Source organism: Alkalilimnicola ehrlichii MLHE-1, assembly GCF_000014785.1.
GTDB classification, from domain to species: domain Bacteria; phylum Pseudomonadota; class Gammaproteobacteria; order Nitrococcales; family Halorhodospiraceae; genus Alkalilimnicola; species Alkalilimnicola ehrlichii.
Window position 1 is genome coordinate 2260301 of record NC_008340.1, and the last position, 12073, is coordinate 2272373.

A 12073-nucleotide genomic window follows, 5' to 3' on the forward strand; every position below is an offset into this window, starting at 1 on the left:
GCCACCGCCGTTCGCTCAACGCCAGCGGGCCAGCACCGTCGGCAACCGGCTCAGGTCCGCCAATTCCACATGAGGCAGCCGCTCCAGGTCCTCCGGCCAGGGTTCGCCCCGGCGGTTGAGCCAAACGGCCCCCATCCCAAAGCGCACCGCGCCCAGCACGTCGCTGTGCACCTCATCACCCACATGGACCATCTCACCGGGGGCGATGCCGGCCCGATGACAGGCCGCCTCGAAGATGATCCGGCTCGGCTTGGCCGCGCCGACCTCCACCGCTGAGACACTGAAGTCAAAGTACTCGCCCAAGGCCAGGCGGTTGACGTCGGCATTACCGTTGGTCAGCGCTCCGATCCGGTAGTGACGGCGCAATGCCGTCAGGGTGGGGGCCACGTCGTCATATGGCACCACTTCGTGGCGCCCCTCCATGAAGACATGGAAGGCCGCCTCCACCATATCCTCACCATAGCCGCAGGTCAGCGCGATGCGTCGCAGCGACGCACGGCGCATGGCGCTGACATTGATCCGCAACTCCGGGTGCTCCTCCGCCATACGCAACCGCAGCCGGCGCATGGCCTCCTCGTCGAAATGCTCGCTGACCCGCGGATAGCGCGCCGCCAGAAAGCGCTGCATGCGCTGCTCGGCACGCTGAATGACGTGTTCCAAGTCCCAGAGGGTGAAGTCGAGATCGAAGGTGACCGCCCGGATCGCGCCCGACTCAGGCATCACCCGCCACCTCCGGCCGGCGCCAGCGGCAACCCCCCCCGGAGGCCTTGTCGATACGGTCCAACAGCGCCTCATGGGCCCGGCGCTCGGCCTCCCCGGCCCGCACCACTGCAAGGCGGGGCCGATCCGACGGCAGCCGGCGTATCCCACCGCCCTCCCCTTCGTGGGCCTGAGCCTCCTCCTCGTCCAGGGTGAACAGGGCCTTCTGGCCGCCGGTCATCGCCAGATAAACGTCGGCCAGGATGCGGGCATCGAGCAACGCGCCGTGCAGTTCACGCTGGGTATTGTCCACGTCGTAGCGCTTGCACAGGGCATCCAGCGAGTTGCGCTGGCCGGGGTGACGTTGCCGGGCCAACAGCAGGGTGTCGAGCACCGAGGCAAAGTCCTCCACCCGGCCCCAGCCACGGCCCAGACGGCTGAGTTCGTAGTCCAGGAAGCCGACGTCGAAGGCGGCGTTGTGGATCACCAACTCGCTGCCCCGGATGTACTCGACAAAGCGCTCCGCCACCTCGTGAAAGCGCGGCTTGTCGGCCAGAAAGTCGTTGGTGATGCCGTGCACCTCCACCGCCTCCTGGGGCACCTCGCGATCGGGGTTCAGGTACTGGTGGAAGTTATTGCCGGTGGGCCGGCGGTCCACCAGTTCCACGCAGCCGATCTCGATCACCCGATCGCCCTGACTCCACTCCAGACCGGTGGTCTCAGTATCCAGCACGATCTGCCTCATGTCGCGCCCGCCTCCTGCATCTCGTCGATACCCCGATTGGCCAGGGCATCCGCCTGTTCATTCTCGGCATGGCCGCTGTGCCCGCGTACCCAGTGCCAGTGCACCTCGTGGCGTTGGTTGAGGGCATCGAGCCGACGCCAGAGGTCCTCGTTGAGCACCGGCTTGCGGGCCGCCGTGCGCCAGCCCCGGCGCTTCCAGCCGGCCATCCACTCCGTGATCCCTTTGCGGACATATTGCGAGTCGGTGGTCAGGTGCACGACACAGGGCCGGTCCAGCGCCTCCAGCGCCTGGATGGCCGCGGTCAGCTCCATGCGGTTGTTGGTGGTGTGGGGCTCGCCGCCGTGCAGCGTGCGCTCGTGCCCGCGATAGCGCAGCACCACCCCCCAGCCGCCCGGCCCGGGGTTTCCGCGACAGGCGCCGTCGGTCCAGGCGTACACTTCAGATTTGTCGGTGGTGGACATGGATCCTCGTTCTTGGTGTCGGCTGGACCAGCCGCCCCGGCACCTCCACCGGCGGCGTCTGCCAGACTTGCTTCATATCGATCGGGGCAGGCCGGCGCTTGCGCGCCTGCAGGAGATGAACACCCGCCAGCCAGGGGGCCAGCCGCCGCTCCCAACCGTTGCGCGCCCGGACCCGGGTGCCCGCCCGGGGCCAGGGGGCCTTGAGGCCGTGATAGGCCTGGTGCCGGCATTCGAGACCGTGGCGGGCCAGCAGCAAGGTCAGGAGCCCCGGGCCAAGCCCGCGCCGGCGCATTACCGGGCGGGCGCGCAGGTGGCGCAGCCCCCAGGTGCTCCAGGCGTTGAACCCCAGCACCCACAACTCCCCCTCCGGCGCCAGCACCTCGACGGCCTCGCGGATCAGCGAGGCGGGATCCGCGCTGCAATCCAGCGCATGGGCAAGCAGGAGCAGGTCCACACTCTCCTTGCGCAGCGGGAGCTGCTCCAGGTCGGTGCACGCATCGGCACCAGCGGTCGGCTCCCAGTCAAGCGCCCAGCAGTCGCTCGCGGGCAGTGCCATGAACAGGCCGTCCCCAAGCCAGCTGCCCCCCACCCGCACCACTCGCGCCCGCGGGCCATGGGGGGCGCTGCGCTGTATACGCTCATCGAGGACCGACCGCTCGATCCCGGCCAACTCCCGGCCTGCCGGGGTCTGAAACCATTGCACCAGCGAATCCAAGAGCCGGCACCTCCCCAGTTGCCGCATTGTCCGGTCCGGCGGGCCGCAGCCCCGCCCCGTGGCCCGGCCGACTAGCATACCGGCTCCGCAGGTTCACCTCACCCCTCTCCGCACCGTGGATGCCGGCCAACCGGGGCAGATCGACGCACTGGCGCGCCAGACCCCCGGCCCGCTTTTGCCCCTACGGGAAAAAGTGTTTACGATGCCGGAATGACTGAAATCGTAGCCATTCCCGCGTTTGCCGACAATTACATCTGGCTGGCCGTGGACCGGAACCGACGCCTCGCCGCGGTCGTGGACCCGGGCGACGCCGAACCGGTGGAGGCGGCCCTGCGGGCGTCGGGGCTGCGGCTCAGCGCTATCCTGATCACGCACCACCACCACGACCACACCGGCGGGGTGGAGGAACTGCTCGCCGCCCACCCGGTGCCGGTGTACGGTCCGGCCGATGAGAGCGTGCCGGGGGTGAGCCAGCCCCTCCGCGAGCCGGATGCATTTGAAGTACCTGGCTTGGGGTTGCCATTGCGGGTGCTGGACGTGCCCGGCCACACCGCCGGACACATCGCGCTGGTGGCCGACGGGGCCCTGTTCTCCGGCGACGCCCTGTTCGCCGGGGGCTGCGGGCGGCTGTTCGAGGGCACGCCGGAGCAAATGTACGCCAGTCTGGGGAAACTGGCGGCATTGCCGGAAGCCACGCGGGTCTACTGTGGTCACGAATACACCCTGGCCAACCTACGCTTTGCGCACCAGGTCGAACCGGACAACCCCAACCTGACGCAGCGCCTGCGCCAGGCCGAGGCCGCCCGTCAACGCGGCGAGCCGACCGTGCCCAGCCGAATGGCGGATGAGCATGCCACTAATCCCTTCCTGCGGGCACACCTGCCGGCAGTGCGGACGGCCGCAGAGCGCTGGTCGGGGCAGACCCTGGACGAACCCGTGGCGGTGTTCGCCGCGCTGCGTCGTTGGAAGGACCAGAGTTAACCGTCAAGCGCCACGGACCGGCCGACAGCCCAAAAGACAAAACAACTCGGCGAGGTAGTGACCGTGGTTCACACACGTATGATCCCGCTATGCCTGGCGCTGGCCCTGGGCGCCAGCGGCTGTGCCAGCCTGGACCCGCGCGGCGCCGACGGCGAATCCAAACGGGGCCATCACGCCCGTGTCATCCTCCCCGGCGAGCCCCTCGCCAATGTCCCCGTGCCGGAAGAAGAGCGCCGCCCCGCGGAGAGCGCAGCCCCGGCGGCGGCGGAGGATATTTGGGCCCGGCTTCGTGACGGCTTTCAACTGCCCGCGGTCACCCATCAGCGCATCGACCAGGAACGCGCCCGGTTCACCGGTCGTCAGAACTACTTCGACGCGGTGGGTCAGCGAGCCCGACCCTACCTCTACCACATCCTCGGCGAGCTGGAGGCGCGCGACCTGCCCACCGAATTGGTACTGGTCGCGATGGTGGAGAGCGCTTTCCAGCCCTTCGCCTATTCCCACGGTCGCGCGGCCGGCCTCTGGCAGTTCATACCCGCCACCGGCAAGCACTTCGGCCTGGAGCAGAATTGGTGGTACGACGGCCGGCGCGATGTCATTGCCAGCACCGAGGCCGCCCTGACCTACCTGGACTACCTGCACGGGTTCTTTGACGGCGACTGGCTGCTGGCACTGGCCGCTTACAACGCCGGGGAGGGCCGGGTACAGCGGGCGGTCAGGGCCAACCAGCGGGCCGGGAAGGCCACGGACTTCTGGAGCCTGAACCTGCCGGCCGAGACCCGCGCCTACGTCCCCCGGGTGCTGGCACTGCGCGACATCCTTGCCGAACCGGACCGGTTCGGCATCCGGCTGCCGCCCATCGACAACGAACGACAACTGGCGGTGGTCGAACTGGAGCACCAGTTGGACTTGGCCCTGGCGGCGGAGATGGCCGGCGTCGAGCTGGACAAGATCTATCGCTATAACCCCGGTTTCAACCGCTGGGCGACGTTGCCGGAGGGCCGCCACCGCCTGGCCATCCCCAAGGCGAGCAAAGAGCGCTTCACCGCTGCGCTGGCCGATCTCCACCCCTCCGAGATGGTCCGCTGGCAACGCCACGAGGTCCGGCGCGGTGAAACACTCAGCGGCATCGCCAGCCGTTACAACACCTCGGTCTCGGTTTTGCGCGACACCAATGACCTGAGCGGTGACCGAATCCGGGTCGGACAGGCGCTGCTGGTCCCCACCGCGAGCCAGGGCAACGAGGCCTACACCCTCAGCGCGGACAACCGGCGCCGCGCCAACCAGAACCGGCAGCGGGATGGGAGGCACAAGCTGGAGCACACGGTGCGCCCCGGCGATACCTTCTGGGAGCTCGCCCGGCGCCACGGCGTCAGCGTCCGGGAACTGGCGGGGTGGAACGATATGGCGCCCGGCGACCCCCTGCGGCCGGGCAACACGCTGGTCATCTGGAGTGGCGACGGCGCTGCCGCCAACGCCCGCAACAGCGGGCCGGGCGAGCGCCTGCAGCGGGTCACCTATACGGTGCGCAGCGGCGACTCGGTCTACACCATCGCTCGGCGCTTCAACGTCTCCATGCAGGACGTGAAGCGCTGGAATAACCTCCGCTCGGGCCAGTACCTGCAACCCGGCCAGACCCTGACCCTGAACGTCGACGTCACCAACCAGTCGGCCGGACTCTGAACGGCGCGATCCAGGGCCGGGTCAGCCGCGATCGTGGGCGGCGGCCTGGTCCTGTTGATCGGGCAGGGTGATGTTCAACTCCAGCACCTCGCAGTCGCCCTCCCGGTCAAGTTGGAAATTCACCGCATCTCGGTCCACCTGCACGTATTTTCGGATCACGTCCAGCAACTCCTCCTTGAGCATGGGAAGGTAGTCGGGCCCGGTGGCGGTCTGCGAGCGCTCCCGGGCGACGATGATCTGCAGCCGCTCCTTGGCCACCGAGGCGCTGCGCTTTTTCTGCGAACGGAAATAGCTGAGAAAGCCCATGCTCACCCCCCGAACAGGCGTCCGAAGAAGCCTTTCTTTTCCACGGTGAGAAACCGGTGTGGGCGCTCTTCGCCCAGGAACCGGGCCACCGCGTCCTGGTAAGCCTGGCCGGCATCCGAGTCCCCGTCCAGGATCACCGGGATGCCGGCGTTGGAGGCATTGAGCACCGCCTGCGACTCCGGGATCACCCCCAGAAGCTCCACCGCCAGGATCTCCCCCACATCGTCCACGGACAGCATATCGCCACGATCCACGCGCTCCGGCGAATACCGGGTCAGCAACAGCCGGCCGCTGATCGGTTCGCCGCCCTGCTCCGCACGCCGGGTCTTACTGGCCAGGATCCCCAGCACCCGGTCGGAGTCCCGCACGCTGGAGACCTCCGGGTTGGTCACCACAATCGCCTCATCGGCGAAGTAGGCCGCCATCAGTGCGCCCCGCTCGATCCCGGCCGGCGAATCACAGATGATGTAGTCGAACTGCTGGGACAGCTCATCCAGGACCCGCTCCACGCCGGCGTGGGTGAGCGCATCCTTGTCGCGGGTCTGCGAGGCGGGGAGGATGAACAGGTCCTTCACCCGCTTGTCCTTGATCAGCGCCTGATTCAGGTTAGCGTCACCGTTGATGACGTTGACGAAGTCGTACACCACACGGCGCTCGCAGCCCATGATCAGGTCCAGGTTGCGTAGCCCCACGTCGAAATCGATCACGGCGGTCCGGTGCCCGGCCTCGGCCAGGCCGGCCGCCATGGCGGCGCTGGTGGTGGTCTTGCCCACCCCGCCCTTACCGGAGGTCACTACGACGATCTTTGCCACGGGGTTATCTCCTCGATCCGTTGGGTCCGCCCTTACAGCGGGGCCACCTTCAGGCTGTCGCCCTCCAGGTAAATCTGTACGTTCCTGCCACGTTCGTCGTCGCCAATGTGCTCACTGACCCGGTACTGCCCGGCGATGGAGACCAGTTCCGGGTCCAGCCGGGCGCAGAAGATGCGCGCCTCGGTATCCCCCTGCACACCGGCCATGGCGCGCCCCTTGAGCGCGCCATAGATGTGGATATGGCCGTCGGCCAGCACCTCGGCACCGGCGCTGACCATGGAGGTGACGATGAGATCCCCTCCCCGGGCATAGACCTGCTGGCCGGAACGCACCGGTTGGGTGATCAGCATCGAACGGGTCGGTTGCGGCGCCGGCGCGGGGGCCGGCGAAGGCTCCGGCTCCGGCCCGGCCTTAGGGGGCGCCGGCGCCCGGCCACTCGCCTCAATCAGCGGCAGGCCGGCGCCTGCCGCGAATGCCACGGCCTGGTCACCGGCCGGCCTGACCCCCAGGACCACCAGGCCGTGCGCCTGTAGCGCCTGGCGCAGCGCCTCGCCATCCAGATCGGCCACTGTCTCGCCCAGCGGCTCGGGGTCGAGCAATACCGGGAGCCCGCGGAAAAACTCGGGGGCCTCCGCGATACGGGCAGCCAGGCTGTCCAGCAGATCCGTCTGCTGCGCGGTCAACAGACGCAGCACCGTGACGGTCATCATTCGCCCTTTAAACTCCAGGGCCCTCACACGCGTGGCCTCCACGCTCATGCGATACCCACCATCGCGGGGGCTAGGGTCTCACGTCTGGTGATCATGGCTTCCTGCAGGGTTCGGAAAACAAGGCGGCGCCCCCGCCGTCCCGGCCGGAGCGCCGCGCCCTTTATAGCGCGCTGCAGCATGGGCGATCAACCCGTACAGCGAGCCAATGCGGCCGAAGTCACCCAAGACACGCGCCCCAGGGCAATTAGAAAGCGCCGGTTAGTCGGCCAACGGCGCGACCCGGAAGGACTTCACCTCGCGCTTATGCCGCAGTGTCTGGGCCAAGCGCCGGAAATTAGCCAGGTCGACAGTAAGGCAGCACATGCTCGGCATGGGGGCGACTGGGCAACCAGCGCTCCAACACGTACATCGACCATGATACCCACGGCGGGCCAGTGGTGACCTGGCCGGCCAATGAGTTGGAGGCGTATCTCAGCCGGGTCAGCTGATGTCCCGGTGACCCGGCTTCCGGGCATCCAACCAGCATTTAGATCCGCCGCGCCATCCAGACCACTCGCCCGACAATGTTCAGTTCAGCGGCATCCTCGGTGCTGATATGCTGATCGGCATACTGCGGGTTATCACTCCGGACCCACAGCCCACCCTTCCAGTCCACCTGCAGGCGCTTGGCCACCACGTGGTGTTCGAGCCGTAAGACATAAATGGCGTCTTCGGCAGGCTCCTGCTCTCGGGTGTCCACCAGGAGCAGATCCCCATCCGCCACCGTCGGCACCATGGAATCGCCGCCGGCGCCGACCAGCACCAGCCCGTCCGGGGCCAGCCCCTCCCCTAGCAGCCAGTCACGGCGGAAGGCCAGCCGCTCCAACATCCGCTGCTCAGCGGGCTGGTCGGCAGAGGGATGGGACTGGGCGTCGTACCAGGGAATCAATGCGAACTCACCCGCGTACCGCGTCTGCAGGCTGCTCGCAACTCGCAGCCCTGCGGTCTCACCGCAATCGCGCACCGGTAACTCGCCGGTTGCCAGCCAACCGACCCGGATGTCCGCGGCGCGGGCGATCATAATCAACTTCTCGAGCCCGGGCATCGAGCCCTCGAGATACTTACGGATAAGGCTGTCGCTCATGCCACACTTCTGCGCAAAGCGAAACACTGGCTGATCACCGATCGCAAGACGCAGACGCCGGGAGAACGCCGCACCTACGCTTTCCGCCTCACGCTCCCCCCCTGACATGACTTCCTTGAGCCGCTGCTGCTCTTGTGCTTTATGCATAGTGACGCCTCACAGTCTGACGCAGGGCACTTGCCTCTTCCTGGCCGGGGCCGCTGACGCACTGATCACCACCGCCGCGGCCATCGACCGCGCCGGCTGCTTCTCCTCCTTTTCCCTAAGGATTACCATACCACCGATCGTTATTTTTTTCCGGCACGCCAGTCCGCGTCTGAAAAAACCTCGGACACAAAAAACGGGGGTGGTCCTAAGGCGACGGGTCGCTTATTATTCAAGGCAACCGGTAGCCCTACAGGCTCCGTTATATTCTAATTGTTTTGCCATTTTTTCCAACAATAACGTAAAAGACTCACACCCAGGAGCGAGTCGAGCCATGTGGATCTACGTCATCGTCACCGGCCTGATTGCGTGGCACGGTCTGACCTATCGCGACAAGAACGGTGAACACCCCCCTGTGCACCTACTCTTCGGGTGCATCGCCCTGATGTTTTGCCTGCGCTTCCTGCTGGTGGACATCATGGAACTCCCCATCCCGGGCGTCCCCATCTCCAGCTGATAGGCGCCCCGGGACGCGCTACCAGCGGCTCGCCTCCAGGTCAGGGCCGCTGCCGATAGGTCCGCTGCGCCGCATCCTCTTCCGGCATGCTCAGCATGCGTTCCTCCTCGGGGAGTGCCAGCTGGGCCCGCAGGTAATCGGCGCGATCCGCCACCGTAGGTGGTGGCTCGTCCATGTGCAGCAGGCGGGTGATCCAGCCTGGCCCGTCCGCCACCCCGTCATCCAGGTACAGGGCGTATTCATAGTCCGCCAGCGCCTGTTCAAAGCGCCCCATGCGGTCGTAAGCAATCCCCCGGTTGGCATAGGTCCCGGGAAACCCGGGCACCCGTTCGATGGCCTGATCAAACCAGTGGACGGCCTCCTCATGGCGCCCCTTCTGCAGCAGGGTGCGGGCCTTGCCTCGAATGGCATCGATACGCTCGGGGTCCGCCTGGAGGGCATCGCGGTAGTTGCGCAGGGCACGCTCATAGTGGCCGTCGGCAAAGGCGCGGTCCGCCGCCTTGTGGGCCACCTCGCCCGGCGCCGGGTCCGTGCGCAGGGCCTCGAAGATAATCCAGCCGGTGGACAGCACCATCACGGCCACAGCGAGTCGGGTTAGGATTCGACGGCTGAGTTCATCCATAGCTCGGCATACCCACGATATTGAGGCTGAAAATGAAGGAGAACGAGATACTGATGAAGGTGGCCAACACCCAGGCGCGCCTTTTTTGTCCGGCCAGTTCTTCCTCCGACAGCTCCCGCTGCACCCGAATCTGCAATCGGCGAACGCTGAAATTAAAAATCAAGTGTCGCACCGGAAACGACAAAAGGATTGCAAAGGCAATGACGTACATTGCGAACGTGAATGGCGTCATCGACACCTCCTAAAAGCAGAACGACGGGCCAGCCAGGGCCGACCCGTCGCTTCCAACACCGCTCAGCTCTTGGCCGGCGCAGGCTCTGGTTGCCTCACATCCGGGCTGCTGACCGCATCCTCGTCGTAGAGGATCTCGATCTCCTTCTTCGGCACGGTGCTCATCTCCATCTTGTAGCAAAGGAACCACATCATGAACACGCCGAACAGCCAGCACAGGATCTGGTAGACGTAGATGGACGGGAAGCCGAACACCCACCAGGTCGACGGATCACTCGGGTTACCGAACAGGTAGGTCCCGATGATGTTGCCCGGGCCGATGGCGAAGATGTAGTACACCGCAACGATGCCCCAGGCCACCGGGATGAGCCGGCGCTTATCCTGCGGCACCCCGGCGTGCTCCCGCAGCCACTTGTGGAACGTCTCCTTGTGTTCCATCTCGCGGGCATCCTGGGTGAACGCCGACACCGCAATGGCCACACCCATGTTCAGCACAATACCCCAACCACCGGAGTGGATGGTGAGCGGCCAACGGCCCCAGGGCAGATCCAGCCCCAGCGTGCTGGCCAGTGCCAGGCCCATGTTATCGGTGAACAGCACGGCCAGGATACCGACGATCAGGCCAGCCACCACGCCCTGCCGGGTCAGCCACGACCAGTAGCAGACCGCGATCAGCGGCACCCACATCTGCAGGCCCAGTGCCACCGCGGTACCGCCCAGCAACACCAAGGCGTCCGTGGTGAAGGTCGCCACCATCAACGCCGCAAACACCAGGATGACCACGACGATGCGACCCACTTGCTTCTGAACGTTGTGACTGACATTGGGGTTGATGAACCGCCGGAGCACATCGCGGGTATAGATCCCGGATGTCGTGGACATGTAGGCCGCACCCGTGGACTGGAACGCACCCAGCGCACAAACCGCCAGCAGACCCACAAACCAGGGGGCCACCCCCTCCAACAGGCCCATCAGCTGCGGCACCAGGCCGGTGTCACCACCACCCTCGCGGCGCAGGTCCACCCAACCGGCCACTTCACGCGGGTCCTCCCCGGCACGCAGGGCCACCAGACCGTCATCGATCATCTGGTTGACCTCGCCGCGGCTCAACTCCGGGTTGAAGGTCGCGATCAGGCCACGCTGCAGCACCACATCCTCCCGGCTGTCGTACAGATCCCGGTACTGCCCCAGGGTCTCCTCATAGGCCGGGTTGTGGACGTCGCGGGCCAGGTCCGTGTTGGCCCCCAGGCCGTGACCGGCCATGGCCTGCACCGCCAGCAGCACCACGATCACCGCACCGGAGATCAGGGCCGAGGCCCAGGTCTGCTGCGGGGCGAACGGCCGCGGGTCCTTGTTGGAGAAGGCCCACATGGTGAAGGAGGGCGAGGCCATGATGCCGGCCATGCTCATCATGTAGCTGAGCACCATCACCGAGGTCCAGGCACCACCGGTCGCATCCCCGACGTTGCTGACCCACTGGATCACCCCGGGTGTCGCCACGTAGCCGCTGTGCCCAGCCGGCGTAAGCCCCGGTCGACCAGCCTCCTGCCCACCGGTGATCAGGTCCCACTGGCTCGCCGCGGCGATCGCCCGTGACAGCTCGCCGATGGAGCCCATGTAGTTGATGGCCACGAAGCTGATCGCGGTCATGCCGAACAGCAGCAGGACACACTGCATGGCGTCCACGTAGGCCACCGCCCGAAGACCGCCGGAGGCGACGTAGAACAACACGATGGCAGAGAGCGCCCACATCCCCACGTTGGTGCCCAGGGCACCGTCAGTGAGGATGTTGAACAGGAACCCGGAGGCCCGCAGTTGGATACCCAGATAGGGAATCGCGAAGATGGTGGCGACGATGACCACCAGCCAAATGATGGCATTGCTGCGGAAGTAGGTCCCGTACATCTCTCCCGGCGTGACGAACCCCCAGCGGCGCCCGATCATCCACTGCCGCTTGAGGAACAACATACCGGAGATGGGGATGCCGATGGCGTACAGCCCAATGAAACCGTACTGCAGCCCGGTCATGTAAAGCAGGCCGGGGTGACCGACAAAGGTCCACCCCGACCAGGATGTGGCGGTGGCTGCGAGTATGAACACCCACATGGGCACCGACCGCCCGGAAATGAAATAATCACTGGCGGTTTTCGTCGCCAGGGCACCCTTGATGCCCCAGAAGATACAGTACCCCCAATAGAGGCCGACGAAAACCAAAAGCCATATGGCCTTGGGTTCCATTACTTCTCCCCTCCATCATATATTCAACTTATTTATACTGCAGAGCAGCACTGTCCCGAACTCGAAATGACGAGAAAACCGGTTCC

General features: G+C 66.0%; 14 protein-coding genes. 3 read left to right on the top strand and 11 right to left on the bottom strand.

The window, feature by feature from the left end:
* Positions 1-15: 15 nt before the first annotated feature.
* The 4 genes from MLG_RS10115 to MLG_RS14885 are packed head-to-tail and all read right to left on the bottom strand — an operon-like array spanning position 16 to position 2620.
* Entirely contained in the window at positions 16-720 is a 705-nt protein-coding gene (locus MLG_RS10115) for an HAD family hydrolase (RefSeq protein WP_011629726.1), read from the bottom strand.
* On the bottom strand, positions 713-1444 hold the full coding sequence (dnaQ, locus tag MLG_RS10120) for a DNA polymerase III subunit epsilon (protein WP_011629727.1): 732 nt from the start codon (positions 1442-1444) through the stop codon (positions 713-715). The genes MLG_RS10115 and dnaQ overlap by 8 nt, the downstream gene beginning before the upstream one ends.
* Positions 1441-1905, bottom strand: a complete 465-nt coding sequence (gene rnhA, locus MLG_RS10125; protein ID WP_041718020.1) for a ribonuclease HI — start codon at positions 1903-1905, stop codon at positions 1441-1443. Before rnhA ends, dnaQ begins: the two co-directional genes overlap by 4 nt.
* The gene (locus tag MLG_RS14885) at positions 1883-2620 is read right to left on the bottom strand and encodes a methyltransferase domain-containing protein (protein WP_049753563.1); all 738 of its coding nucleotides are present in this window, start codon (positions 2618-2620) and stop codon (positions 1883-1885) included. The genes rnhA and MLG_RS14885 overlap by 23 nt, the downstream gene beginning before the upstream one ends.
* A gap of 210 nt (positions 2621-2830) precedes the next feature.
* Here MLG_RS14885 and gloB point away from each other — a divergent pair, with 210 nt between their 5' ends.
* Together gloB and MLG_RS10140 are read left to right on the top strand one after the other, a co-directional pair.
* On the top strand, positions 2831-3601 hold the full coding sequence (gene gloB / locus MLG_RS10135; RefSeq protein ID WP_011629730.1) for a hydroxyacylglutathione hydrolase: 771 nt from the start codon (positions 2831-2833) through the stop codon (positions 3599-3601).
* A 78-nt stretch (positions 3602-3679) separates the two neighbouring features.
* Positions 3680-5284, top strand: a complete 1605-nt coding sequence (locus MLG_RS10140; RefSeq protein ID WP_156774738.1) for a lytic transglycosylase — start codon at positions 3680-3682, stop codon at positions 5282-5284.
* A gap of 21 nt (positions 5285-5305) precedes the next feature.
* Here the strand turns inward: MLG_RS10140 and minE are convergent, their stop codons facing one another.
* The 4 genes from minE to MLG_RS14890 all read right to left on the bottom strand — a co-directional run bounded on the left by minE (position 5306) and on the right by MLG_RS14890 (position 8235).
* Positions 5306-5590: a cell division topological specificity factor MinE gene (gene minE / locus MLG_RS10145; RefSeq protein WP_011629732.1), complete on the bottom strand. Its 285-nt coding sequence runs from the start codon at positions 5588-5590 to the stop codon at positions 5306-5308.
* Positions 5591-5592: 2 nt separating this feature from the next.
* Positions 5593-6402, bottom strand: a complete 810-nt coding sequence (gene minD, locus MLG_RS10150; protein WP_011629733.1) for a septum site-determining protein MinD — start codon at positions 6400-6402, stop codon at positions 5593-5595.
* Positions 6403-6434: 32 nt separating this feature from the next.
* Positions 6435-7160 (bottom strand): septum site-determining protein MinC, encoded by a 726-nt coding sequence (gene minC / locus MLG_RS10155; protein ID WP_011629734.1) that lies wholly within the window; start codon positions 7158-7160, stop codon positions 6435-6437.
* A 478-nt stretch (positions 7161-7638) separates the two neighbouring features.
* Positions 7639-8235 (bottom strand): S24 family peptidase, encoded by a 597-nt coding sequence (locus MLG_RS14890; RefSeq protein ID WP_198003224.1) that lies wholly within the window; start codon positions 8233-8235, stop codon positions 7639-7641.
* A gap of 478 nt (positions 8236-8713) precedes the next feature.
* Here MLG_RS14890 and MLG_RS10165 point away from each other — a divergent pair, with 478 nt between their 5' ends.
* Positions 8714-8896, top strand: coding sequence for a hypothetical protein (locus tag MLG_RS10165; protein WP_011629736.1), 183 nt, complete (start codon positions 8714-8716; stop codon positions 8894-8896).
* A 40-nt stretch (positions 8897-8936) separates the two neighbouring features.
* On the opposite strand, the gene MLG_RS10170 is transcribed toward MLG_RS10165, so the two are convergent.
* From MLG_RS10170 to MLG_RS10180, 3 genes are all read right to left on the bottom strand, one after another.
* Positions 8937-9518 (bottom strand): tetratricopeptide repeat protein, encoded by a 582-nt coding sequence (locus MLG_RS10170; protein ID WP_011629737.1) that lies wholly within the window; start codon positions 9516-9518, stop codon positions 8937-8939.
* Positions 9511-9750, bottom strand: a complete 240-nt coding sequence (locus tag MLG_RS10175) for a hypothetical protein (protein WP_041718023.1) — start codon at positions 9748-9750, stop codon at positions 9511-9513. Before MLG_RS10175 ends, MLG_RS10170 begins: the two co-directional genes overlap by 8 nt.
* 62 nt (positions 9751-9812) lie before the next feature.
* Positions 9813-11987: a sodium:solute symporter family protein gene (locus tag MLG_RS10180; protein ID WP_011629739.1), complete on the bottom strand. Its 2175-nt coding sequence runs from the start codon at positions 11985-11987 to the stop codon at positions 9813-9815.
* Between the last annotated feature and the right edge of the window lie 86 nt (positions 11988-12073).

Bases quoted from the DNA above. Each gene is read 5' to 3' on its own strand.
- MLG_RS10115 (WP_011629726.1), bottom strand. From the start codon at position 720: ATGCCTGAGTCGGGCGCGATCCGGGCGGTCACCTTCGATCTCGACTTC.
- dnaQ (WP_011629727.1), bottom strand. From the start codon at position 1,444: ATGAGGCAGATCGTGCTGGATACTGAGACCACCGGTCTGGAGTGGAGT.
- rnhA (WP_041718020.1), bottom strand. From the start codon at position 1,905: ATGTCCACCACCGACAAATCTGAAGTGTACGCCTGGACCGACGGCGCC.
- gloB (WP_011629730.1), top strand. From the start codon at position 2,831: ATGACTGAAATCGTAGCCATTCCCGCGTTTGCCGACAATTACATCTGG.
- MLG_RS10140 (WP_156774738.1), top strand. From the start codon at position 3,680: ATGATCCCGCTATGCCTGGCGCTGGCCCTGGGCGCCAGCGGCTGTGCC.
- minE (WP_011629732.1), bottom strand. From the start codon at position 5,590: ATGGGCTTTCTCAGCTATTTCCGTTCGCAGAAAAAGCGCAGCGCCTCG.
- minC (WP_011629734.1), bottom strand. From the start codon at position 7,160: ATGAGCGTGGAGGCCACGCGTGTGAGGGCCCTGGAGTTTAAAGGGCGA.
- MLG_RS14890 (WP_198003224.1), bottom strand. From the start codon at position 8,235: ATGAGCGACAGCCTTATCCGTAAGTATCTCGAGGGCTCGATGCCCGGG.
- MLG_RS10165 (WP_011629736.1), top strand. From the start codon at position 8,714: ATGTGGATCTACGTCATCGTCACCGGCCTGATTGCGTGGCACGGTCTG.
- MLG_RS10170 (WP_011629737.1), bottom strand. From the start codon at position 9,518: ATGGATGAACTCAGCCGTCGAATCCTAACCCGACTCGCTGTGGCCGTG.
- MLG_RS10175 (WP_041718023.1), bottom strand. From the start codon at position 9,750: ATGACGCCATTCACGTTCGCAATGTACGTCATTGCCTTTGCAATCCTT.
- MLG_RS10180 (WP_011629739.1), bottom strand. From the start codon at position 11,987: ATGGAACCCAAGGCCATATGGCTTTTGGTTTTCGTCGGCCTCTATTGG.